This window comes from Enterovirga rhinocerotis (assembly GCF_004363955.1).
Taxonomy (GTDB): domain Bacteria; phylum Pseudomonadota; class Alphaproteobacteria; order Rhizobiales; family Beijerinckiaceae; genus Enterovirga; species Enterovirga rhinocerotis.
Map to the genome: position 1 here is coordinate 82,828 of NZ_SNZR01000017.1, position 23,908 is coordinate 106,735.

Genomic DNA, 23,908 nt, shown 5'->3' on the forward strand with positions numbered 1-23,908 from the left:
TGCATCGCGCGGGCTCGGCTGGATTCCGCCATCGTTTCGCCCGGTCGAGGGACCACAAGAATGCAACCCTGCTGTCGGGCGCGCGATTGACCTCGCCGCGCCTCGGCGATACCTCGCTCACACCGTCGGGATCGCGCCGCGCGCGCCCGGGCGGACTTTCGAAAGCCCTCGCATGCTCCTGAAACGCCGGCTTCGGCCTGCCATCCTGCTGATCGCGGCAGCTATCGGCCTCTCGGCGCCCTCGCTGGCCCAGACGCCGTCGCTCTTCTCGGCCGAGCAGCGCCGGGCGATCGAGGGCATCGTGCGGGAGTATCTCGTCACCAATCCCGAGGTGCTTCAGGAGGCGATCGTCGAACTCGAGAAGCGGCAGAACGAGGCGCAGCGCAAGGCGCAGCAGGCCGCCCTCACCGAGGTCCGCGAAGCCGTCGTCTCCGCCAAGCACGGCGTCGTCGTGGGCAATGCCTCGGGCGACGTCACCCTGGTCGAATTCTTCGATTACAATTGCGGCTTCTGCAAACGCGCCCTCGGCGATCTGCGCGGCCTGATGAAGGCCGACGGCAAGCTGCGCGTCGTGCTCCGCGACCTGCCGGTGCTCGGCCCCGATTCGGTCGAGGCCTCGCGCGTCGCCATGGCCGCCAAGGCCCAGCTCAGCGGCGACCGCGCCTTCGAATACCATGCCCGGCTTCTCGAGACGCGGGGCCGGATCGGCGGCGAACAGGCCCTCAAGCTCGCCAAGGAGATGGGGCTCGACGTCGCCCGCATCCAGCGCGACGTCAACGGAGCCGAGGTCCAGCAGGCCGTCGCCACCAACACCATGCTTGCCGAGCGCCTCGGCCTGACCGGAACGCCGGCCTATGTCGTCGGCGAAGAGGTCATCTCGGGCGCTGTCGGCATCGAACCTCTGCGCCAGGCCATCGAGACGGCGCGCAAATGCGGGAACGCGAGCTGTTGAGTACGATCACGATGAGCCGCCCTTCGGCCGGAGCCGACCAGGAGGCCGACACCTCCGCCTCTCGCCCCTTCGATCCCGACCTCGTGCGCGAGTTGGCCGGTCTTCTGGCCGAGACCGACCTCACCGAGATCGAAGTCGAGAAGGGCGATCTGCGCATCCGTGTGGCGCGCACGATTTCGGTCGTCGCCGCGGCCCCTGCCCCCGCCCCGATCGCGGCGCCGGCCGCCCTGGTCCCGGCCGCCGTCGATGCGGCGGCCAGCGCATCCGCACGGCATCCGGACGCGCTGACCTCCCCGATGGTCGGCACCGCCTATCGCCGTCCCTCCCCCGGCTCGCGCCCCTTCATCGAGGTGGGTTCGCCCGTGAAGGTCGGCGACAAGCTGCTCCTCATCGAGGCCATGAAGACCTTCAACGACATCGTCGCGACCCGCGCTGGCATCGTGACGGCGATCTATGTCGAGGACGGCCAGCCGGTCGAATACGGCGAACCTCTCGTGGCGATCGAATAGTCGGATCCTGCGCGTGTTCGACAAGATCCTCATTGCCAATCGCGGCGAGATCGCGCTCCGCATCCTGCGGGCCTGCAAGGAACTCGGCATCGCGACGGTCGCCGTCCATTCCACGGCCGATTCCGACGCGATGCATGTCCGCCTCGCCGACGAGAGCGTCTGCATCGGCCCCCCGCCGGCCCGCGAGAGCTATCTCAACATCCCGGCCCTGATCGCCGCCTGCGAGATCACCGGCGCCGATGCGGTCCATCCCGGCTACGGCTTCCTCTCGGAGAATGCCCGCTTCGCCGAGATGCTGCGGGACCACAACATCACCTTCATCGGCCCCAAGGCCGAGCATATCCGCATCATGGGCGACAAGATCGAGGCGAAGAAGACCGCCCGTCGTCTTGGCATCCCCTGCGTCCCCGGCTCCGACGGCGGCATCTCGGACGATGCCGAGGCGGCGCGCGTCGCCGCAGAGATCGGCTACCCCGTCCTGATCAAGGCGGCGGCGGGCGGCGGCGGACGCGGCATGAAGGTCGCCCGGACCGCCGAGGCCCTGCCCGACGCGCTCGCGACCGCCAAGGCCGAGGCCCTCGCCGCTTTCGGCGACGATGCCGTCTATCTCGAGAAGTATCTCGAGAAGCCGCGCCATATCGAGATCCAGGTCCTCGGCGACGGCCATGGCGGCGCGATCCATCTGGGCGAGCGGGATTGCTCGCTGCAGCGCCGACACCAGAAGGTCTGGGAGGAAGGCCCCTCGCCCGCCCTCAACGAGACCGAGCGGGCGACGATCGGCGAGACGGTCGCCAAGGCGATGCAGGAGCTCCGCTATTCGGGCGCCGGCACCGTCGAGTTCCTCTACGAGGACGGGCGCTTCTACTTCATCGAGATGAACACTCGCGTGCAGGTCGAGCATCCCGTCACGGAGATGATCACCGGCATTGACATCGTCAACGAGCAGATCCGGATCGCCGGCGGCAGCCGCCTCTCGGTCACGCAGGACGAGGTCAAGCTCTCGGGCCATGCCATCGAGTGCCGCATCAACGCCGAGCATCCGACGACCTTCCGTCCGTCCCCCGGCGTCATCACCTATTTCCATCCGCCCGGAGGCCTCGGCGTCCGCGTCGATTCGGCCGCCTTCCAGGGCTACCGCATCCCGCCGAACTACGATTCGCTCGTCGGCAAGCTGATCGTCCATGGCCGCAACCGGAACGAGTGCCTGATGCGGCTGCGGCGGGCGCTCGACGAGTTCGTCGTGGACGGGGTCGAGACGACCCTGCCGCTGTACCGCACCCTCGTGCGGAACCGCGACATCCAGAACGGTCAGTACGACATCCACTGGCTGGAGAACTTCCTCGCCGCGGACGGAGCCGCGTGAAGCGCCTTGCCATCGCCGCCGCGGCGGCGATGCTGCTCCTCGTCCCGGCGCCGACCGAGGCGCAGGTCCGCTTCGGGCCGAATGTCTCTATCGGCGGCTACGACTTCTCGCACCGCCGCTATCGCAGCGTCCAGGTCCGGCGCGTGAAGAGGCTCCGCGGCCCGCCGGGCTGCCGCGTCTATCCGCGCGGATCCTACCGCCGCGGCGACGGCACGCTCGTCCGCGGCCCGATCGAGCGCTGCAACCTGCCGGCTCGCCGCCGCTAACGAGGCCTCGCCATGCGCCCCTATCCCGATCCGTTCTATCCCGTCGTCGACAGCGTGGACTGGGTCCGCCGTCTCGCGGCGCTCGGGGTCGGCACGGTGCAGATCCGGGCGAAGGACCTCGCTCCCGCCGCCGCGCTCGCCCTCGTGCGCGAGGCCCTGGCCGCGAGCGCCGGCACCTCGACCCGGCTCGTCGTCAACGATTACTGGGAGGCCGCCATCGAGGCGAAGGCGGAGCACCTTCATCTCGGCCAGGAAGACCTCGCGGAAGCCGATATCGGCGCCATCCGGCGGGCCGGCATGACCCTCGGAATCTCGACCCATGACGAGGCGGAGCTCGACACCGCCCTCGCCGTCGACCCCGACTACATCGCCCTCGGCCCGATCTATTTCACGACCCTGAAGGCCATGCGCTTCGATCCACAGGGGCTCGACCGGATCGGGGAATGGAAGAAGCGGATCGGCTCGGTGCCGCTCGTCGCGATCGGCGGCATCACGCTCGAGAAGGGCGCCGGGGTGTTCGAGGCCGGCGCCGACACGATCGCCGTCGTCAGCGACGTGACGCAGAATGCCGATCCCGAGGCCCGCGTGCGCGACTGGCTCGCGCTCGGCAAGCGGTATCGAAAGGGTTGACGCGGCCGGCGGACGGACGAAATCCGGCCAGCGATGCATTTCGGCAACATATCGACAATTCGCTGAAATGCTTTGGCCGGGACCCCGCATCGGCCAGAGGGTAGCGCCGCGTTACGCTTAATGCTCTCTTAAACCGTAGCTTAAACCTTGATTCGACTGTCGCTATAGGACGTCGTGATCCATCCACAAGCCGGCTGCTTTTGCTCCGCAGCCCTCTTGAACCGCGCTGTACGGCCCTGGACAATGAACCATGGCCAAGAAAGCCCTGCTCATCTGGTGCGCTGGAAGCGCGGTCGTGTGCGGCAGCGCCGCGCTGGCGACGACGTCCCTCTGGCGCGAACCCGTTCCCGCCGTGCAGACCGCCGCCGTCTCGCCGCCCGTCGTCGCCGCACTCGAAATCGAAGCCCCCGACCTGCCTCCGCAACTGATGGGCTTCGAGGCCGTCGAACCGGGCGCGGGAGCCTTCCCGCCGGTCGGCACGATCTCCTTCTTTGAGCCCGCGGCCGAGCGGGCTGGTCGCCTCTTCCGCCCCTCCCTCGGACCCGACAGCGTCGGCCCCCTCGCGGCGCTCGAACAGAATGCCGCTGTCGCGCCGGCTTCCGCCGAGGCCCCGACGGCCGGCGAGTCTCCCGCCATTCAGCCGCCGCCGCGCCCGGACTTCGCGGAAATCGTCGCCGAAGACGTTTCGAGCCGCGATCCTCGCCTCGCCGTGCGCCCCCCGCCGCGGCCGGGCTTCACCCTGGCGAGCATCGAGCCGGTCGCGAAGCCCATCACGGAGGTCGCGCCCGCCCAGCCGGCACCCGGCTTCTCCGAACAGCGCTCCTCGCCGTGGTCCCTCGGCTCGGCCTTCCGTGCGCCGGAGGCGGCTGCGAGGCCCGAACGCGTCATGCATGCAGGGGTCGCCTCCTGGTACGGTCCGCGCTTCCACGGCCGCAAGACCGCGAGCGGCGAGCGCTTCAACCAGAACGACATGACGGCCGCGCACCGCACCCTGCCCTTCGGCACGCGCGTGAAGGTGGTCGACGAGACGACGGGCCGTTCGGTCGTCGTGCGCATCAATGACCGCGGCCCGTTCGCGCATGGCCGTGTGATCGATCTGTCCAAGGCGGCGTCGGAGGCGCTCGGCATGGGCGGTCGCGGCGTCGCCCGGGTGACGCTCGTCGCCGCGAACTGAGGCGGAGCCGGCCGAACGGCCGGCCGTCAACGCCCCAGCAGGGTCCGCATGGCCATGCCCATGACCGTCATGCGCCCGATCATCAGACCGGTGAAATCGTCGATCGAGGCCAGGGCACGCGCCCGGGACGCCGCGTCGAGCTCGATCGGCCCCGGGGCGAGCATGGGCAGGAGTTCGCCAGCCGCGATCCCGCGCCCCTCCGCCACCAACGCCCGCTGCGCCGTCTGGAGCAGCCCCGCCCGGTCGTGCGGCAGCAGGGCGGCATAGGCGACCGCCATGAAGGCGGGCCAATGGGCGAGATGGCGATAGAGGCTCGCGATCGCCTCGTTCGCGCCAAGACGGCCGAGTTGATCAAAATCCCGGACGAGCCGCCCAAGGGACGGCGGCATGCCGTCCAAGGCCGGCAGGGGCGGAACCCCGACAGCCGCGATACGAACCGCAGCCGGGGTCGGCAGGCGGGGGGCGGACGCCCTGCCATTCTCTCCGCGCAGGAGGATGCCGGCCGTCGCGAGCGCGAGGAAGTTGGTCGAATTGGCGCGGTTGTAGTCGTCGATCAGCGCCCCGATCCGGGCGCGGGCGGCTGCGTCGACGCCGGCGCAATCCCACATCGCCTCGGACAGCGTCTCGATCCCCGGCACCCGCGCGGCTTGCCGGAGGTCCTCCGCCCGTCCGCCGAGTTCGTCGGACAGATAGAGCGGCCGCATCCGGGTCCAGACGGCGGGCAGCGCGCCGGGAATGGTCGCGAGATGGCGCCAGATCAGGTTGACGAAGGGAACGCCGAGCGTCGCCCGCAGGTCGGCGAAAAGCTCCGCCGTCTCGCCCGTCGCCTGGTCTTCCCCGACGGCCGCAATCGGATCGACGCTCATGTCTCCTCCCTTATCGTTGCCCCGCTTCTCCCCGTGACAGGTGGCGAAGTCCAGTCTCGCGTCGGAGGGAAGGCGATCCGACGCGGCGCGTGCGGCTCTCGCCCGGGCGGCACGCCACGTCGCCCGCCCCGGGCCGGTCGTGACGGGTCAGGCCGCCGACCCGTGCCTCCGGCTTGAGGCGACGACCCGGTCGACCATCTCGCCCGACTTCCCGAGATAGCTCTCCGGCGCGGTGATCCCCTCCAGCGCCTCGCGATCGAAATGCGCCGTCACGGCCGGGTCGCGCGCCAGCGCCTCGGCGAGCGTGCCGCCCTCCTCGTTGACGATGCGGCAGGCCGCGTAGACGACGTCATGCGCGCTCTGGCGGCCCATGGCGGGCGCGAGACGCATCATCACCGCCTCGGCGACGATGAGGCCGTTCGACATGCCGAGATTGCGGCGCATGCGGTCGGCATCGACGATCAGGCCCCCGAGCGCGAATTTCGCCTGGTGCAGCGCCCCCGCCGTCAGCACGAAGCTCTCGGGGATGGCGATCCACTCGGCATGCCAGGGGCCCGTCGCCCGCTCGAAATCCTGCACCATCGCATCGAGCATGAGGGCCGCGTGCTGGCGCACGGCCTTCGAGGCCGCGAGCATCAGTTCGGACGAGATCGGATTGCGCTTCTGCGGCATGGTCGAGGAGGCGCCGCGGCCTTGCACGAAGGGCTCGTAGACCTCCGCATATTCGGTCGAGGCCATGATCATCACGTCGAGCGCGATCTTGCCGAGCGAGCCTGTCACGAGGCCGAGGAGGTTGATCGCCTCCGCAAAACCGTCGCGCGCGACATGCCAGGTCGAGACCGGGACGCCGAGGCCGAGTTCCCCGCACAAGGCTTCCTGCACCTCGAGGCCCTTCTCGCCGAGAGAGGCGAGCGTGCCCGCGGCACCGGCGAAGGAGCCGACGAGGACACGCGGCCGGAGCTGCGCCAGCCGCTCGGCATGCCGGTCGAACATCGCGAGCCAGATCGCGACCTTGTAGCCGAAGGTGACGGGCAGGGCGTGCTGGAGATGCGTGCGGCCCGCCATCGGTGTGTCGCGATGCGTCGTCGCGAGATCCGCGAGGATCGTGCGCAGCGCGTCGATGTCCCGCTCGACGAGGTCGAGCGCGGCCCGCATCTGGAGCACGACGGCCGTGTCCATGATGTCCTGCGTCGTCGCCCCCCAATGGACGTAGCGTCCCGCCTCGCCGCATTGCTTCACGAGTTGGTGGACGAGCGGCAGGATGGGGTAGCCGACGATGTCGGTCTCCTGCCGCAGGAGGTCGAAATCGAGCGCGTCGAGGCTCGCGCGCCGCGCGATCTCCTCGGCCGCGTCCGCCGGGATCACCCCGCAGCGCGCCTCGGCCTTGGCCAACGCGACCTCGACCTCGATATAGCGCTGAACGAGGGCGCGGTCGTTGAAGACCTCGCGCATGGCCGGGGTCCCGAACGCATCCCGGAACAGGACGGAATCGAGGACGGTGGTGGCACTGAAACCGGGCCGCATCGCGGTCCTCCCTGGCAGACGCCCGCCGCCTCTGTTGCCAGACGCGGCGGAAGCGCAAATATGTACCAACCTTTAATGCGGCAGCGATGATCCGGACGCAAGCATGACCTCACCCCTGCACGCCCGGCTCGCCCGCGATCTCATCGACGGGATCGGAGCGGGGCGTTTTCCGGTCGGCTCCCATCTGCCGACGGAACTCGAACTGTCGGCGCAATACGGAGCCTCCCGCAACACCGTCCGCGCGGCGCTCCAGGAGCTGCAGGATCTCGGCATGATCTCGCGCAAGCGGCGCGCCGGCACCCGGGTCGAGGCGGCGGCGCCGGCGGTGGGCTTCCGGCATGCGATCGTGTCCGTCGAGAACCTGATCGCGTTCGGGGCGGAGCATTCGCGGACGGTGATCGGGGCCGACACCATCGTCGCGGGGCGCGCCCTCGCCCGCGAGATCGGATGCTCGGCAGGCAGCCGCTGGCTGCGGATCACGAGCCTGCGCCACGCCCCCGACCGGGATGCGCCGATCGGCCTGACGCAATCCTATCTCGATCCGCGCCATGCCGAACTCGAAGACGAGATCGCATCGTCCCCCTCGGCCCTGATCAGCACCCTCGTCGAGACCCGGCATGGCCGCCGCATCGCGGAGATCCGCCAGGAGATCGACGCCTCCATCGTCCCGGCGGAGATCGCGACGAGCCTGCATTGCGATGCCGGCGCGCCCGCGCTCCGCATCCTGCGCCGCTATCTCGATCCGGCCGGCGTCGCCTTCCTCATCACGACGACGCTGCATCCGGCGGGGCAGTTCACGCTGTTCATGCGGCTGCTGCGCGAAACGGATCCCGAGCGACGTTGACTCCCCGCGGGCCGACGCTCAATATGTTGGTACATATTGCGCGGAAATCCGCCATTCACGAGGGAGGACATCAATGGTCCGCAAACTGGTCATCATGGCGGCCGCGATCGGCGTCGCACTCGCCGGAACGGCCGCGGCGCAGGATTTCCCGACGCGCCCCATCACGCTGGTGATGCCCTATTCGGCAGGCGGCCCCGGCGACACGCTGACGAGGCTCGTCGCGCAGGGCATGTCGACCGCACTCGGCCAGCAGGTCATCGTCGAGAACACGGCCGGCGCCGGCGGCACGATCGGCTCGCAGAAGGTCGCTCAGTCGCCCCCCGACGGCTACACCCTGCTGATGATCCACGTCAGCGCCGCGACCAATCCGGCGCTCTACCCCAAGCTCAAATACGACCAGCTCAAGGACTTCCAGCCGATCGGCATCGTGGTCGACCTGCCGTCGGTCTTCGTCGCCAAGAAGGATTTCGCACCGAAAACCTTCGCCGACCTGATCGATTACGTGAAGGCCAACAAAGACAAGGTGACCTATGCGCATGCCGGCATCGGCTCGGCCTCGCATCTCTGCGGCCTGCTCTTCCAGAAGGCGACAGGCACGAAGGTGACGAGCGTCGCCTATCGCGGCACCGGGCCGGCGATGAACGACCTCATGGCCGGTCAGGTCGACATGATGTGCGACCAGACCGTCAACGTCATCGGCAATGTCGAGGCCGGCTCGATCAAGGGCTATGCCGTCACGAGCGACAAGCCCGTCCCGACCCTGCCCAAGCTGCCGGTCGCCGCCGAGAATGGCCTCCCGGGCTTCAAGCTCACCATCTGGTACGGCATCTGGGCGCCGAAGGGCCTGCCGCAGCCCGTGCTCGACAAGCTGACCAAGGCTGTGCACGCGGCCCTGGCGGACAAGACGATCCGCGAGCGCATGGCGCAGCTCGGCGCCGAAGCGGCCTCGCCCGAGCGTGCGACGCCCGAGGCGCTGCAGGCGCATCTCCAGGCCGAGACGGACAAGTGGGGGCCGATCATCCGGGAAGCCGGCGTCACCGCGGGGCAGTAGACGCCGTGCGCATCGTCGCCATCCGCGAGGCCTCCATCCGGCTTCAGGGAGACGTCGCCAACGCCGTCGTCTCCTTCGCCGAGCATGACGTCTCGCTCGTCGCGCTCGTCACGGACGTCATCCGGAACGGACGCCCCGTCACCGGCTTCGCCTTCGATTCCATCGGCCGCTTCGCGCAGGGGGGCATCCTGCGCGACCGCATCCTTCCACGCCTACGCGCCGCGAAAGACGTCGACCTTCTCGATGAGAGCGGCGGTGCCTTCGACGCGGCGAAAGTGCTCGCGGCGGGCATGCGCAACGAGAAGCCGGGCGGCCACGGCGACCGGGCGGCGGCCATGGGGGCGATCGAACTTGCGGTCTGGGACCTCAACGCCAAGCTCGCCGACGAGCCGGCCTGCGAGACCATCGCGCGCACCTTCGGCCGGCCCTCGCCCGATCGCCGGACGAGCGCCTACGCGGCCGGCGGATATTACTACCCCGAGGACGGCCCCGGCCGGCTGCGCGACGAGTTCGCGGCCTATCGCGACCAGGGCTTTACCGCCTTCAAGATGAAGATCGGCGGCGCCCCTCTCGCCGACGACCTCGCCCGGATCGAGGCGGCCCTGTCCGTCGCGGGCGCAGGCGCCAACCTCGCCGTCGACGCCAACGGCCGGTTCGACCTCGAGACCGCGCTCGCCTGCGGGGACGCCATCGCGCCCTACGGGCTGCGCTGGTACGAGGAGATCGGCGATCCGCTCGATTACGACCTCAACCGGCGCATCGCCGAGGCCTATCCCGGCGCGATCGCGACCGGCGAGAACCTGTTCTCGGCCATCGACGTCAAGAACCTGCTTCTCTTCGGCGGAATGCGCTCCGGCCGCGACCTCTTCCAGATGGATCCGGGCCTCGCCTACGGCCTCACCGAATACGGCCGCATGCTCGCCGCGATGGAGGCGCACGGCTTCGAGCGCCGACAGGCTGTCCCGCATGGAGGCCACCTCATCAATCTTCACGCGGTGATCGGGCTCGGGCTCGGCGGCTGCGAATGCTATCCGGGCGTGTTCCAGCCCTTCGGCGGCTACCCGCCCGCCTGCATGCTGGGCGACGGGATGGTTCGGGCGACCGACGCGCCGGGCTTCGGGCTGGAGGAGAAGGACAACCTGCGACCGGAGCTGGCGAGGCTCGCGCCGGAGGCTTTCTGATCGGTCGGGTCGGACGGAACTTCACCGCCCCCTGAAGGCAGTTCCTGAAACTTGCCCGAGATATTCACGCTCCTCATCCTGAGGTGCTGGGCAAAGCCCAGCCTCGAAGGACGAACAACCGTCATCCGTGCTTCGAAGGCGACCTGCGCTCGCCACCTCAGCATGACGCCGCCATTGGATTGACGTTCGATTCCCGAGGGCCCTTCCCGATGACATCCTTTCGCCAGGAGCACGACGCCTTCGGCCCGGTCGACATCCCGGCCGACCGCTATTGGGGGGCGCAGACCGCGCGGGCGGCGGCGATCTTCACCGTGGGCGACGAGCGCTTTCCCACGGTCCTGATCCAGGCCTTCGGTCTTCAGAAGCGCGCCGCGGCGCGGGCGAACCGGCGGCTCGGCGTGCTCGACCCTGCCCTGGCCGACGCGATCGAGGATGCGGCCGAAGAGGTCCGGACCGGCCTCTTCGACGACCATTTCCCGCTCACCGTCTGGCAGACCGGCTCCGGCACCCAGACCAACATGAACGCGAACGAGGTCATCGCGAACCGGGCCAACGAGCGGCTCGGCCAGCCCCTCGGCACGCGCGCGCCGGTCCATCCGAACGACCACGTCAATCGCTCGCAATCCTCGAACGACAGCTTCCCGACCGTCATGCATCTCGTCACCGCGCTCGAGCTGCGCGACCGGATGCGGCCGGCGCTGCTGCGCCTCGGCGATGCGCTCCACGCCAAGGCCGAAGCCTTCGCGGGGGTGGTGAAGATCGGCCGGACGCATCTCATGGACGCCGTGCCGATGAGCGTCGGACAGAGCTTCGACGCCTATGCGCGCCAGATCGAGGCCGGCCTCGCCCGGCTCGACGGCGCCATGCCCCGGCTCTGCGCCCTCCCCCAGGGCGGCACCGCCGTCGGGACGGGCCTCAACGCGCCGAAGGGCTTCGCGGCGGCCTTCTGCGAGGAGGCGGCCGCGATCGCCGGCCTCGCCCTGACGCCCAACCCGAGCAAGTTCGAAGGCATGGGTGCCCATGACGCGCTCGTCGAGGTCTCGGGCCATCTCAACACGCTCGCGGTCTCGCTCGTGCGCATTGCGAACGACATCCGCCTCCTCGGCTCCGGCCCGCGCGCGGGGCTCGGCGAACTGATCATCCCCGACGACGGGCTGACCTCGTCGATCATGCCCGGCAAGCGCAACCCGACCATCGCCGAGGTCGTGGTCCAGACCGCCTTCCAGGCGATGGGCAACCACGCGACCGTCACGGCCGCCGGCGCGGCCGGCACCTTCGAGCTCAACGTCGCCAAGCCCGTCCTCATCCACAACCTGCTGCGGGCCATCCGGCTGCTCTCGGACGCCGCGCGCCTGTTCGCCGACCGCATGATCGAGGGGCTCGAGGTCGACCGGGATCGGCTCGCGGCGAATGTCGAGGGCTCCCTCCTCCTCGCGACCGCGCTCAATCCGGCCATCGGCTACGACAGGGCCGCCGCCGTGACCCGCAAGGCGATGGCGGAGGGCACGACCCCGCGCGAGGCCGCGATCGCCCTCGGCTATCTCACGGGCGAGGACTATGACGGCCTCGTGCGCCCGGCCGAGATGGTCTCGAACGAGGAAGGAGCCGACTGGCAGCCGCCGCCGCTGAGGGGCTGACGCTGCCGCGGCACTTCGTCCCGAGCGGCACCCCGGCGGCCGGCGCGCTGGAGCCGCTCTGGAGACGGCGGCCGCGAGGCGCTATCTAAAGGAGGAAGGGAGCTCGCCATGGAGAGCATCGACGCCTCAGCCGCGACGACCGACGCCGCCTCCGGCCGGACGGGGCTGCGCATCGCGCTCGCCGCGGCGTTCTGCCTGATAGGCGCGGGGGCGCTCCTGTGGTGGCGGGAAGGCGATGCCGTCTTCGCCGGTCTTCTGACCGCTCTGTCCCTCTGCTTCTGACCCTCGTTTCCTCATCATGACCGATCGCACGCGCCGCCTCGCGGCTCCCATCGCAGCGTTTCTCTTCGGCCTCGTGGCCCTCGGCGTCGCGGCCTACATGACCCTTGCGCCCGAACCGCGGCGGCAGGCCGCCGCCAATATCGGCGGCCCCTTCACGCTCGTGAACGGCGACGGGAAGACCGTGACCGAGAAGGAATTCCGCGGCGCCCCGCATCTCGTCTTCTTCGGCTTCACCCATTGCCCCGACGTCTGCCCGACCAAGCTCCAGGAGCTGTCGGAGGTGCTGGAGAAGCTTCCGCGCCAGGGCGAGAAGGTCCGCGCGCTCTTCATCACGGTCGATCCGCAGCGCGACACGCCGGAGGTGATGAAGAGCTATGTGTCGAGCTTCGACAACCGCATCGTCGGCCTGACGGGCGACCAGGCCGAGATCGACAAGGTCGTGAAATCCTACCGGGCCTTCGCCAAGAAGGTCCCGATCAAGGACGACGACTACACGATGGAGCATACCGGGCTCGTCTACCTGATGGACAAGCGGGGCGACTTCATCGGCTCGCTGCGGCTCGACCGGCCGGCCGAGGAATCCGCCAAGGAGATCGTCCGCTACCTCTGACGGCGCTCACGATCCGCCGGGACGGGCGAGCCGGCGCGAGGTCCGCGCCAGCCCGTGGTCCGTCTTGTTCCAGCGGTCGGGATCGATCAGGAGCTCGACGATGCCACGCCAGGCCGCGAGGCTGACGAGCACGTAGTAGAGCGGCATGGCGAGGGCGAAGGGCCACAGACGCCACCAGCCGCGGCGGTGCAGGCCGACGAAAGCCGGCACCGTCATCGCGAGAAGTCCCGCCGCGGCGAGCGTCAGCGACAGCGCCTCGCTCAGGACCTCCGCCGGGGTCTCCCCGCCGAAGAACGTGCCGGTGAGAAGCTGCCCGATCACGACCGCGGTGAAGAGCGGATAGACCGCGCACGAGACCACCGTCCCCGCGATCAGCAGCGCCGTTCCGGCGAACGGGACGGTCCCGAGCCGGCGCAGATGACCGAGCGGATCGCGGCTATGGGTGATCGCGACCTGCACGAAGCCCTTCATCCAGCGGGCCCGCTGGGCGAGCCAGATCCGAAGGGTGGGCGGCGCCTCCTCGTGCGTCGCCGACGGCAGGTCCAGAACGCGGAACCCCGCGAGCGCGAGGCGTACGCCGAGATCGGCATCCTCGGTGACGTTCCAGGGATCCCAGCCGCCGAGGGCGCGTAGAGGTGCGACGCGCAGATGGTTGGACGTGCCGCCGAGCGGCATCGGCAGATCGAACCGGGCAAGGGCCGGGTTCAGCACGTCGAACAGGGCGCCGTATTCGAGCGTGAAGAAGCGCTGGAGGAGGCCATCGTCGGTGTTGTCGATGACGAGCCGCGCCTGGAGACAGGCGACGTCGGTCCCGACGCGGTCGAAGGTCAGCGCCGCCTCGCGCAATTGCGCGGGATCGGGCTCGTCTTCGGCATCGTACACGACGAGATAATCGCCCCGCGCGAGCGCGAGGCCGACATTGAGCGCGCGCGGCTTGGTCCGGGGATGCCCGGCCGGCACGATGATCGTCTCGACGAAGCCGGGCCAGGCGAGTTCCGCGATCGCCTCCCGCGTCTCGGCATCGCCCTCCTCGATCAGGAGCTTCACGTCGAGCTTCGGGGGCGGATAGTCGAGCGCGAGCAGGGCCGCGCGCAGCTTCGGCAGGACGCGGCGCTCACGATGGAGCGGCACGAGCACCGTGTAGACGGGCAGGTCACGGGCCTCGGCACGCGGCAATCCGAGCGGCAGCCGCACGGGAGACGGCTCGAGGATCGCGGCGAGCTTGATCCCGGCGAGGAGCAGGAAGGGCGATCCCATCATGATCATCAGGGCCAGCCAGGCCGGGCGGCCGGCGAGCCAGCCCGCCGCCGCGACCATGGCGAAGAGGGCCAGCAGCGCCATCGTCTGCCCGGAGGTCAGACCGTCGTGGAAGCTGTGGCCGGGATTGAGCCGCGGCAGCGCCTCGGCGGCCTCGCGGGCGATGACGGGAGCCCGCGCCCGGAAGACGGCGTCCCGCAGGGCTGCCGGGGTCGTCACGAACAACCCGGATACGAGCCGCCCACGCCGGTCGAGAAGCCCCTCGAGCGCCGCATCCTCCGGCGCGAGGGCATAGCCGCCCTCCGCCAAGGGTGCGATGCCGTGGCGGATCGCCCCCGGATAATGGGCCTGGGAATGCGCGGCGAAGCCCGGTTCGAGGAAGGGGAGCCCGAGTTCCACCGCCAGCGCCCGATAGAACGCCTCATCCGAGACGAGCCCCGTCGCCAGCGCGGCCCGCGCCGCCGTCACTTCGCACCGCGCGCCGAGCAAGGTGGCTTCGCGCAGCACGTCGACCGGAACGCCGTGCCGCGCCAGAAAGGCGACGTCGCGCGCGATCGGCAGGGCCGGCAGGCCGCTCACGATGCGCTCCGGCCGGGCGCAAGCGGGCAGGAAGAACGTGGCGAACTCACGACGCCCGGCGCACCGCCCCTCCGATGATGGGGAAGCTTGGCAGGAAGCAGGACCCGCGTGAAGTTCGACGAATGGCGAGGGCCGGTTGATCCCCCTCCGCTCGGCCCCTATTCAGCCCTGCTGGCGCCTCCGCCGCGAACCCGGATCCCGATCCCGATGTCTCCCCTCGATCCCGCTCTCATCGATGCCGCCGGCTCGGCCGCCGCCTGGCCCTTCGAGGAAGCGCGCAAGCTCGTCGCGCGCCTGGAGCGGACCGGGAAGAAAGAGGTGCTGTTCGAGACCGGCTACGGTCCCTCGGGCCTGCCGCATATCGGCACCTTCGGCGAGGTCGCGCGCACCTCGATGGTGCGCCACGCCTTCCGCCTCCTGACGCAGGACACGGTGCCGACCCGGCTCGTCGCCTTCTCGGACGACATGGACGGGCTGCGGAAGGTTCCGGACAACGTGCCGAACAAGGAGCTTCTGGCGGCGAGCCTCAACAAGCCCCTGACCGGCGTGCCCGACCCCTTCGGCACGCATGACAGCTTCGGCGCCCACAACAACGCGCGGCTGCGCGCCTTCCTCGATTCCTTCGGCTTCGACTACGAGTTCATGTCGGCGACCGAATGCTACCGGTCCGGCCGTTTCGACGCGACGCTCCGCCTCGTGCTCGAGCGCTACGACGAGGTCATGGCGATCATGCTGCCCTCGCTCCGCGAGGAACGCTCGGCCACCTATTCCCCGTTCCTGCCGATCCATCCCGAGACGGGCCATGTCATGCAGGTGCCGATCGACGAGGTGCGCCGCGAGGAGGGAACGCTCGTCTGGCGCGACCCCGCGAGCGGCAAGCGCTTCGAGACGCCGGTGACGGGCGGCCATGCCAAGCTGCAATGGAAGCCCGACTGGGCCATGCGCTGGGTCGCGCTCGGCGTCGATTACGAGATGGCCGGCAAGGACCTGATCGACTCGGTCAAGCTCTCCTCGAAGATCGCTCGAGCCCTCGGCGCGGAGCCGCCGGACGGGTTCAACTACGAGCTCTTCCTCGACGAGCAGGGGCAGAAGATCTCGAAGTCCAAGGGCAACGGCCTGACCATCGAGGAATGGCTGCGCTACGGCACGCCCGAGAGCCTCGCCCTCTTCATGTACGCGAAGCCGCGCGAGGCGAAGCGGCTCTATTTCGAGGTCATCCCGCGCCACGTCGACGAGTATCTCGCCTTCCTCGGCCGCTATGACGGCCAGGACTGGAAGCAGCGGCTCGGCAACCCGGCCTGGCACATCCATGCCGGATCGCCGCCCGCTCCCGAGACGGTCGCGACGAGCGGCGAGCGGGCCGCGACGATCTCCTTCTCGATGCTGATGAACCTCGTCGCGGTGGCGAATTCCGAGGACCCGGCGGTGCTGTGGGCCTTCATCCGCCGCTACGCCCCGGACGCCAGCCCCGAGACGCATCCGGTGCTCGACCGGCTCGTCGGCCATGCCGTCGCCTATTACCGGGACCGCGTGCGGGCGAAGAAGGCCTTCCGCGCACCGACGGATGCCGAGCGGGCGGCGCTCGCCGAACTTTCCGCCTCGCTCGCGGGCGAGGCCGGCTCGACCGATGCCGACGCCCTCCAGGCGATCGTCTACGAGGTCGGGCGGACGCACTTCCCCGACACGTCCGGCAAATCGAAGAGCCCCGACGGGCGGCCGGGCGTCTCGCAGGCCTGGTTCGGCTCGATCTACAACGTCCTGCTCGGGGAGGCCCGGGGGCCGCGCTTCGGCTCGTTCATCGCCCTCTACGGCGTCGCCGAGACACGCGCGCTGATCGAGAAGGCGCTTGCGGGCGAGCTGATCCGCGAACACGAGGCTTTCCTCGCCCAAGCGGCCTGAGGCTCTCCGTCAGCGCGGGGAGCGCAGCGACGAAGCGACCCGGGAGCCGCTGCGCGGACGTCTGGGTCGCGTCGCTCCGCTCGCCATGACGGGAGCGGTCAGGCCGCCGCGGCAACCTCTGCCGGCAGCCGCATCGCGAGGCTGAGAAGGGCGCGGTCGTTGAGGACGACCATGCGCTCCTTCGGCTTCAGCCAGGCCACTGCTTCCTCGATCGTGACGGCGTCGATGATCTTCGCCTCCGCCATGACGCGGTCCGGATCGAACTCCCCGCGGTGGCGGTGGGAGCGGTGCGGCAGCATGGCTTCGTGGCATGCGCGCAGTTCCGGATCGCCGTGCAGCACGAGCAGCGCATCCTGATCGTCGAAGCCCCGTTCGGCATTCCGGGTCTGGAGGACGTTGGCCTCCGTCACGATCGGCGGCGGCGAGGATTCCTCGGGCGTGACCAGCAGGCCGAGCCGCTTCAGCGCGAGCCCGGCCGCGAGCGATCCGGACAGCCAGGAGAGAGGGATCGCGAGGACGAGGCCGAGAATCGTCGGCGACATCCACAGGAACAGCGAGGTCGCGATCATGAAGGCGGAGACGCCCGCCACGACCCCGAGCGCCGTATGCCAGCGGTGGCGGCGGACGATATCGCCGAGCGGGATCGAGCCGTCGTCGCGCCTCTGCGGGTTCCAGCCGGTGTCGCGGCCGATCAGGATCTGGAACACCGAGCCCGATTGCACCAGCATCTGGATCGGGGCCAGCAGCGCCGAGAGCAGGATCTCGATGAGGAACGAGAAGACGAGCCGGATCGCCCCGCCGCTGGCGCGCCGCGTCTTGCCGTCGAAGATCATCAGCAGAAGGCCGAACAGCTTCGGCGCGAGCAGGATCCCCATGGTCAGCGCGAACAGCCAGAGCGCGCGCTCCGGATCGAATCGCGGCCAGGCGGGGAAGAGGTCGAAATCGCCGCTGAAATATTCCGGCCGGATATAGGTCGTCTGCAGGACGAGGGCGATACCGACCACGAGCTGCATCAGCCAGAAGGGCGAGGCCAGATAGGCCATGATGCCTGTCGCGAAATGCTGGCGCGTCGCGAGTTTCAGGCCCCTCGCGCCGATGATGCGCGAATGCTGCAGATTGCCCTGGCACCAGCGCCGGTCGCGCACCGCGAGGTCGATCAGCGACGGCGGGCTCTCCTCGTAGGAGCCGGCGAGATGCGGCAGCATGTAGACCGACCAGCCGCCGCGCCGGATCAGCGCCGCCTCGACGAAATCGTGGCTGAGGACATGGCCGCCGAAGGGCGGCTTGCCCTTGAGGTCCGGCAATCCGCAATGGTCGGCGAAGGCGCGCGTGCGGATGATGGCGTTGTGGCCCCAGTAATTGCCGCTCCGGCCGGACCAGGCGTCGAGCCCGGTCGCGATGACCGGCCCCGCCATGCGGCCGGCGAATTGCTGGAGCCGCGCTAGCAGCGTGTTCCGGTTCACGAGCATCGGCAGGGTCTGGATGATCCCCGCCTTCGGATCGGCCTCCATGGCGCGCATCAGGCCGAGGATGCACTCGCCCGTCATCAGGCTGTCGGCATCGAGCACCAGCATCTGCTCGTAGGCGCCGCCCCAGCGCGTGACGAAATCGGCGATGTTGCCGGCCTTGCGGTGGTGGTTCTTCTCGCGGTGGCGGTAATAGAGCCGCGCGTGAGGACCGATCCGCTCGCGCAGGGCGTGGAAGGCCCGCTCTTCGGCGAGCCAGGCATCGGGATTGGTCGAGTCCGAGAGGATAAAATAGTCGAAGGCCTCGCCGTGCCCGGTCGCCTCGACGGAGTCGCGGATCGCCTCGACCGCTGCGAAGGTGCGGGCGGTCAGCTCGTTATAGACCGGCATGACGATGGCGGTCCGCGTGGCGAGGGGGCCATCCTCCCTCGGCACGGCACGGCGCGGGACGATGGACCGCGCGAAGCCGAGGACGCCGCTCGTGAAGGCGAGCGCGATCCAGGAGAAGTTCACGACGAAGAGCGCGAGCAGGACGTACTGCAGGGGCGTCGTGCGGCTGACCGACACGACGAAATACATCTCGCGCGCGCCGTAGATCGTCAGCGCCAATGCGCCGCCGAAGACGAAGAGCCGGGCGAGCCAGGGCGAGCCGGACGCAGCCCGCGCCCGTGCCGCCGCCCTGTCTGCCGCCGTCCAGGTCGACAGCGACTGGGTCGGCATCGCGAGCCGGTTCTCGGGCGGCAGGGGCGGCTGCGCCTCATCGGCGTGCATCCGCCGCGGTGCCTCGCTCAGGGTGTCCAACGATAGAGCCATGTCTCGCTGACGGGCTGTGTCCCGGATTGCAGGAGAAGTCGCATCTCGCAGGCCGTGTCGGTACCGAAATCGAGCTCGAACGTCACCCGCACCGCTTTCCGCTCCGGATAGGTCCAGACGCGGACATTATGGATCGCGCCGGGCTGGCTCGACAGGACGGGCTTGAGGTCCGGCGGGACCTCGGCGAGGCCATCGCCCTGGAACTCCACCGCGAAGCGCCGGCGCCGCGCCGCGGCGCGTCCCGACCGCGTCGCCACGACCTGGGCGAGATTCGGCCGGGCCGGCGGCGTCCAGGTCCAGAACTGGCGATAGGCGAAGCTCGCCTCCTGACCTGCCGGCAGGGGGGCCTTGGGCCGCCAATAGGCGAGGATGTTCTTGTTGATCTCGGAATCGGACGGGATCTCGATGAGCTGGACCGCTCCCGGCCCCCACTCGCCGATCGGCTCGATCCAGAGGCTCGGCCGGCGCTCGTAGCGCAGGACGTCGTCCTGGAAGGCGGCAAAGTCGCGGTCGCGCTGGAGCAGGCCGAAGCCGCGCGGGTTGTCGTCGAGGAAGGCCGAGATCTGCAGGGTGTCCGGATTGTTGAGGGGCCGCCAGACCCACTCGCCCTGGCCGTTGAGAATGCTGAGACCGGCCGCCTCGTAGGCGCCTGGCCTGATGTCGTCCATCGTGCCGCGGACGTTCGGACCGAACAGGAAGCTCGCGCCCGACCCTCCGAGCCCGACATGGTCCAGATTGACGCGCGGGAACAGGGTCGTCTCGACGTCGACGAGCGTCGTATCGCCCGGCCGCATGGTCATGCGCACGGCACCCGTCACGGATTCGGAATCGATCAGCCCGTTGACCACGAGCGCGTTGGTGCCCGCGGCCGGCCGCTCCAGCCAGAAGGCCCGGAAGGCCGGGAATTCTTCGCCCTTCGGCTCCCCGGGCTTCAGTGTCAGGGCCCGCGCGATGATGCCGAAGGGCTGGCCGCGCCCGGCCGCACGGAAGAACGTCGCGCCCTGGACGAGCGCGAATTCCCACGGCGTCTCCGAGGAGGTCGAGAGGAGCCGGAATCCGGAGAAGCCGGGATCGGCCGTGTCGGACTTCACGGGCAGCTCGCCGAAATCGAAGCGGCTCTTGTCGAAGGCGACGCGCCGCACCTGGCCGTCCTCGACGGTGAACAGCCCGACCCGCGTCGTGAAGACGAAGCCGCGCGGCAGAGGCTCGGCGACGAAGCCCCGGTTCTCGCCCTCCCAGATCCGCCCGCCCGGAAGGCTGCGGATCGCGACGTAGCGCTCGTAATTGAGATTGGCGAAGGGCTCGGGCAGATCGGTCGGCGGCGCGGCGAAGGGGCGCTTGGAGATCGTCCGCGCGAGATCGGTCAGCGCCGCCCACGAGAAGCTCTGGCCCTCGCCGAGCGACGTGCGGATCAGCTCGCCGAGCGTGTTGGCCTGGGCATGCGCCGGGCCGGGCAGCCCGAACGCGACCGCGCCGGCCCCGAGGGCCGCGGCGAAATCCCGCCGGCGCAGGCCTGCGCCGCGTACTTTTCCGACGAAACCGTCCGTCAACGGACACTCCAAACGTGCATCGGGGTTTGCCGAACGAAACAGTCCTGCGATAGGTGCCGGCGGAACCCGACCACGGCCCGTCGAGGCGAATCCATGACTGACTTGTCCTTGAAGAAGCCCGCTTCCGGGGGGCGAACGTGCTTAGCAATCATCCTCGCGGCTGGCGAGGGCACCCGGATGCGCTCGGCGCTGCCGAAGGTGCTGCACCGGATCGCCGGCCGCTCGATGCTGGCGCATGTGCTCGGAGCCGTCGAGGGCGCCGGAGCGTCCCGGGTCGAGGTCGTGATCGGCCCCGGCCGCACGGATGTCGCCAAGGAGGCCGCGACCTTCAGCCCGAGCGCGACGACGGTCGAACAGACCGAGCGCCTCGGCACGGCCCATGCCGTGCTCCAGGCCCGCCCGGCGCTCGAGGTCGGCGCGGAGGACGTGGTGGTCGCCTATGCCGACACGCCCCTCGTGACCGCTGAGACCTTCGCGCGGCTTCGGGCCCCGCTGGCGGCCGGCGCGGCCGTGGCCGTCCTCGGCTTCGAAGCGGCCGAGCCGACAGGCTATGGGCGTCTCCTCGTCGAGGGCGAGCGCCTTCTCGCCATCCGCGAGGAGCGTGACGCGAGCGAGGCGGAGCGCGCCGTCCGTCTCTGCAATGCCGGCCTCATGGCGATCCGTGGCGACCTCGCCCTCGCGATCCTCGAAGCCATCGGCAATGCCAATGCGAAGGGCGAGTACTACCTGACCGATGCCGTCGAGATCGCCGTCGCGCGCGGGGAGCGGGCCGTCGTGGTCACGGCGCCCGAGGACGAGGTCGCCGGCGTCAACGACCGGACCCAGCTCGCGGAAGCCGAACGCATCATCCAGACCCGCCTCCGCGCCGCCGCGATGGCGGGCGGCGCGACGCTCGTCGATCCGCAGAGCGTGCATCTGTGCGCCGACACGAGGATCGGCCGCGACGTCGTGATCGAGCCCCACGTCGTCTTCGGCCCGCAGGTCGAGATCGCAGACGGCGTCACGATCAGGGCCTTCTCGCATCTCGAAGGCGCGAAGGTCGCGAGCGGATCCGTCGTCGGGCCCTTCGCGCGGCTGCGGCCCGGCGCGGTGCTGGGCGAGGGTGCCCATGTCGGCAACTTCGTCGAGGTCAAGAACGCGACCTTCGGCGCGGGCGTGAAGGCCAACCACCTCGCCTATATCGGCGATGCCTCGGTCGGCGCGGGCACGAATATCGGAGCCGGCACCATCACCTGCAACTACGACGGCGTGAACAAGCACCGGACGGTGATCGGCGAGGACGTCTTCGTCGGCACCAATTCCTCGCTCGTCGCCCCGCTCACCATCGGCGACCGGGCCTATATCGGCTCGGGCTCCGTCGTCACCGACGACGTGCCCTCCGAAGCGCTCGCGCTCGGGCGTGGCCGGCAAGTCGTCAAGGACGGCTGGGCCAAGGGCAAGACGAAGAGCCGATGAGATCGGCTCGCCGCTGTTCCTGCGCCAAATCGAAGCAGAAGAGAATGGCAAGCTTCTGGCATGTAACGATTGGACATTGACCGTGATTGGTCTTTCCCCGCCCGCTGGGGTTAAGGAAGCGCGGCATCAATTCGACGGTACGGAGACCCTCAATGTGCGGCATCGTCGGCATCCTCGGTAAGCAGCCGGTCGCGCTGCAGGTGGTGGATGCGCTGAAGCGGCTCGAATATCGCGGCTACGATTCGGCCGGCATCGCGACGCTGGAGGACGGGCATCTCGTACGGCGGCGGGCCGAGGGCAAGCTGCGCAACCTCGAGCTCAAGCTGTCCCAGGCACCGCTGACCGGCGCCATCGGCATCGGCCATACCCGCTGGGCCACCCACGGCCGCCCGAACGAGACCAACGCCCACCCGCATGCGACGGCGAAGCTCGCCGTCGTCCATAACGGCATCATCGAGAACTTCCGCGAGTTGAAGGAAGAGCTCGAATCGAAAGGCGTCGTCTTCGAAACGCAGACCGATACCGAGGTCGTGGCCCAGCTCGTCACCGACGAGATCGCCCAGGGCAAGACGCCGCTCGAGGCCGTGGCCGCGACGCTGCCGCGCCTGCGCGGCGCCTTCGCGCTCGCCTTCCTGTTCGAGGGCGAGACCGACCAGCTCGTCGGCGCCCGGCAGGGCGCCCCGCTCGCGATCGGCTGGGGCGAGGGCGAGATGTATCTCGGCTCCGACGCTCTCGCGCTCGCGCCCTTCACCGACCGCGTCTCCTATCTGGAAGACGGCGACTGGGCCGTGCTGAGCCGCTCGGGCGCCGTCATCCGCGACAAGGACGGACATCCCGTCGACCGCCCCGTCCAGACGATCCCGCCCGGCTCCTTCGTCGCCTCCAAGGGCAATTATCGCCACTTCATGGCGAAGGAGATCCACGAGCAGCCGGAGGTCGTCGGCCGCACCATCGCCCATTACGTCGACTTCGCCTCGGGCACGGTCGTGCTGCCGGAGCTGCCCTTCTCGTTCAAGGACCTCAAGCGGCTGTCGATCACCGCCTGCGGCACGGCCTATTACGCCGGGCTCGTCGCGAAATACTGGTTCGAGACCCTGGCGCGCCTGCCGGTCGAGATCGACGTCGCCTCCGAGTTCCGCTACCGCGAAGCCCCGCTCGATCCGGGCGAACTCGCCATCGTCATCTCGCAATCGGGCGAGACGGCCGACACGCTCGCCTCGCTGCGCTATGCGAAGGCTCAGGGCCAGCACATCCTGTCGGTCGTCAACGTGCCGACTTCGACCATCGCCCGCGACAGCGCCATCGTCGCGCCGACCCTGGCCGGGCCGGAGATCGGCGTCGCCTCGACCAAGGCCTTCACCTGCCAGCTCGCCGTGCTGCTCTCCCTCGCCATCGGCGCGGCGCGGGCGCGCGGCCATCTCGACGAGGCGGGCGAGAAGCGCCTCGTCGATGCCCTGGTCGGGGTACCCGGCCTGATGACCGAGGCTCTGCACGGAGAGGCGGCGGTCGAGGGCCTCGCGCGCGAGGTCGCCAAGGCGAAGGACGTGCTCTATCTCGGCCGCGGCACCTCCTTCCCGCTGGCGCTCGAAGGCGCGCTGAAGCTGAAGGAAATCTCCTACATCCATGCCGAGGGCTATGCCGCCGGCGAGCTGAAGCACGGCCCGATCGCGCTCATCGACGAGGACCTCCCCGTGATCGTGATCGCGCCCTGCGACGCGGTCTTCGAGAAGACGGTCTCGAACATGCAGGAGGTCGCGGCGCGCGGCGGGCGCATCCTCCTGATCACCGATCGCCAGGGCGTCGCGCAATCGGCCATGGACACGCTCGGCACGCTGGTCATGCCCGATTGCGACCCGGTCGTCGCGCCGCTCGTCTATGCCGTGCCGGTGCAGCTTCTGGCCTACCACACGGCCGTCTTCATGGGGAAAGACGTCGACCAGCCGCGCAACCTCGCGAAGTCCGTCACGGTGGAATAAGGCGGCCCGCCGCGGGACCGGACG

General features: G+C 69.6%; 20 protein-coding genes. 15 read left to right on the forward strand and 5 right to left on the reverse strand.

What is annotated here, in order from left to right:
• The first annotated feature begins 172 nt into the window (after window positions 1-172).
• The 6 genes from EV668_RS22365 to EV668_RS22390 all read left to right on the forward strand — a co-directional run bounded on the left by EV668_RS22365 (window position 173) and on the right by EV668_RS22390 (window position 4,894).
• Window positions 173-952 carry a DsbA family protein gene (locus EV668_RS22365; protein WP_133774368.1) on the forward strand — a complete coding sequence of 260 codons (780 nt, stop codon included), beginning with the start codon at window positions 173-175 and terminating at the stop codon, window positions 950-952.
• An 11-nt stretch (window positions 953-963) separates the two neighbouring features.
• The gene (gene accB / locus EV668_RS22370; protein WP_133774633.1) at window positions 964-1,461 is read left to right on the forward strand and encodes an acetyl-CoA carboxylase biotin carboxyl carrier protein; all 498 of its coding nucleotides are present in this window, start codon (window positions 964-966) and stop codon (window positions 1,459-1,461) included.
• A 13-nt stretch (window positions 1,462-1,474) separates the two neighbouring features.
• On the forward strand, window positions 1,475-2,824 hold the full coding sequence (gene accC / locus EV668_RS22375) for an acetyl-CoA carboxylase biotin carboxylase subunit (protein WP_133774370.1): 1,350 nt from the start codon (window positions 1,475-1,477) through the stop codon (window positions 2,822-2,824).
• A 29-nt stretch (window positions 2,825-2,853) separates the two neighbouring features.
• Window positions 2,854-3,090, forward strand: a complete 237-nt coding sequence (locus tag EV668_RS22380; RefSeq protein ID WP_133774635.1) for a hypothetical protein — start codon at window positions 2,854-2,856, stop codon at window positions 3,088-3,090.
• 12 nt (window positions 3,091-3,102) lie between these two features.
• Entirely contained in the window at window positions 3,103-3,720 is a 618-nt protein-coding gene (locus EV668_RS22385) for a thiamine phosphate synthase (RefSeq protein WP_133774372.1), read from the forward strand.
• 886 nt (window positions 3,721-4,606) lie between these two features.
• A complete protein-coding gene (locus EV668_RS22390; RefSeq protein ID WP_133774637.1) occupies window positions 4,607-4,894 on the forward strand; it encodes a septal ring lytic transglycosylase RlpA family protein in 288 nt (95 codons plus the stop codon).
• Between the two features lie 26 nt (window positions 4,895-4,920).
• Here EV668_RS22390 and EV668_RS22395 read toward each other — a convergent pair whose 3' ends face one another.
• Window positions 4,921-5,760 (reverse strand): hypothetical protein, encoded by an 840-nt coding sequence (locus EV668_RS22395; RefSeq protein WP_133774374.1) that lies wholly within the window; start codon window positions 5,758-5,760, stop codon window positions 4,921-4,923.
• A 147-nt stretch (window positions 5,761-5,907) separates the two neighbouring features.
• Window positions 5,908-7,284: a 3-carboxy-cis,cis-muconate cycloisomerase gene (gene pcaB / locus EV668_RS22400; RefSeq protein WP_133774376.1), complete on the reverse strand. Its 1,377-nt coding sequence runs from the start codon at window positions 7,282-7,284 to the stop codon at window positions 5,908-5,910.
• Window positions 7,285-7,387: 103 nt separating this feature from the next.
• Here pcaB and EV668_RS22405 point away from each other — a divergent pair, with 103 nt between their 5' ends.
• The 6 genes from EV668_RS22405 (at window position 7,388) to EV668_RS22425 (ending at window position 12,889) form a co-directional block, all read left to right on the forward strand.
• Window positions 7,388-8,128 carry a GntR family transcriptional regulator gene (locus tag EV668_RS22405; RefSeq protein ID WP_133774378.1) on the forward strand — a complete coding sequence of 247 codons (741 nt, stop codon included), beginning with the start codon at window positions 7,388-7,390 and terminating at the stop codon, window positions 8,126-8,128.
• Between the two features lie 73 nt (window positions 8,129-8,201).
• Window positions 8,202-9,179: a tripartite tricarboxylate transporter substrate-binding protein gene (locus tag EV668_RS22410; protein ID WP_133774380.1), complete on the forward strand. Its 978-nt coding sequence runs from the start codon at window positions 8,202-8,204 to the stop codon at window positions 9,177-9,179.
• A gap of 5 nt (window positions 9,180-9,184) precedes the next feature.
• Window positions 9,185-10,360, forward strand: a complete 1,176-nt coding sequence (locus EV668_RS22415) for an enolase C-terminal domain-like protein (RefSeq protein WP_133774382.1) — start codon at window positions 9,185-9,187, stop codon at window positions 10,358-10,360.
• Window positions 10,361-10,569: 209 nt separating this feature from the next.
• Window positions 10,570-11,997 carry a class II fumarate hydratase gene (locus EV668_RS22420; protein WP_133774384.1) on the forward strand — a complete coding sequence of 476 codons (1,428 nt, stop codon included), beginning with the start codon at window positions 10,570-10,572 and terminating at the stop codon, window positions 11,995-11,997.
• A 108-nt stretch (window positions 11,998-12,105) separates the two neighbouring features.
• Window positions 12,106-12,279: a hypothetical protein gene (locus tag EV668_RS24960; RefSeq protein WP_166652600.1), complete on the forward strand. Its 174-nt coding sequence runs from the start codon at window positions 12,106-12,108 to the stop codon at window positions 12,277-12,279.
• 16 nt (window positions 12,280-12,295) lie between these two features.
• Window positions 12,296-12,889, forward strand: a complete 594-nt coding sequence (locus EV668_RS22425) for an SCO family protein (RefSeq protein ID WP_133774386.1) — start codon at window positions 12,296-12,298, stop codon at window positions 12,887-12,889.
• A 6-nt stretch (window positions 12,890-12,895) separates the two neighbouring features.
• Here EV668_RS22425 and EV668_RS22430 read toward each other — a convergent pair whose 3' ends face one another.
• Window positions 12,896-14,725 carry a glycosyltransferase family 2 protein gene (locus EV668_RS22430; protein WP_133774388.1) on the reverse strand — a complete coding sequence of 610 codons (1,830 nt, stop codon included), beginning with the start codon at window positions 14,723-14,725 and terminating at the stop codon, window positions 12,896-12,898.
• 207 nt (window positions 14,726-14,932) lie between these two features.
• Here EV668_RS22430 and EV668_RS22435 point away from each other — a divergent pair, with 207 nt between their 5' ends.
• On the forward strand, window positions 14,933-16,624 hold the full coding sequence (locus tag EV668_RS22435; RefSeq protein ID WP_133774390.1) for a lysine--tRNA ligase: 1,692 nt from the start codon (window positions 14,933-14,935) through the stop codon (window positions 16,622-16,624).
• Between the two features lie 98 nt (window positions 16,625-16,722).
• Here the strand turns inward: EV668_RS22435 and mdoH are convergent, their stop codons facing one another.
• Both mdoH and EV668_RS22445 read right to left on the reverse strand, forming a co-directional pair.
• Window positions 16,723-18,861: a glucans biosynthesis glucosyltransferase MdoH gene (gene mdoH / locus EV668_RS22440; RefSeq protein WP_133774392.1), complete on the reverse strand. Its 2,139-nt coding sequence runs from the start codon at window positions 18,859-18,861 to the stop codon at window positions 16,723-16,725.
• Window positions 18,862-18,878: 17 nt separating this feature from the next.
• Window positions 18,879-20,453: an OpgD/OpgG family glucan biosynthesis protein gene (locus EV668_RS22445; RefSeq protein ID WP_245513369.1), complete on the reverse strand. Its 1,575-nt coding sequence runs from the start codon at window positions 20,451-20,453 to the stop codon at window positions 18,879-18,881.
• Window positions 20,454-20,546: 93 nt separating this feature from the next.
• Here EV668_RS22445 and glmU point away from each other — a divergent pair, with 93 nt between their 5' ends.
• Together glmU and glmS are read left to right on the forward strand one after the other, a co-directional pair.
• A complete protein-coding gene (gene glmU, locus EV668_RS22450; protein WP_133774394.1) occupies window positions 20,547-21,908 on the forward strand; it encodes a bifunctional UDP-N-acetylglucosamine diphosphorylase/glucosamine-1-phosphate N-acetyltransferase GlmU in 1,362 nt (453 codons plus the stop codon).
• Between the two features lie 152 nt (window positions 21,909-22,060).
• Window positions 22,061-23,884: a glutamine--fructose-6-phosphate transaminase (isomerizing) gene (gene glmS / locus EV668_RS22455; protein WP_133774397.1), complete on the forward strand. Its 1,824-nt coding sequence runs from the start codon at window positions 22,061-22,063 to the stop codon at window positions 23,882-23,884.
• Window positions 23,885-23,908: the final 24 nt, after the last annotated feature.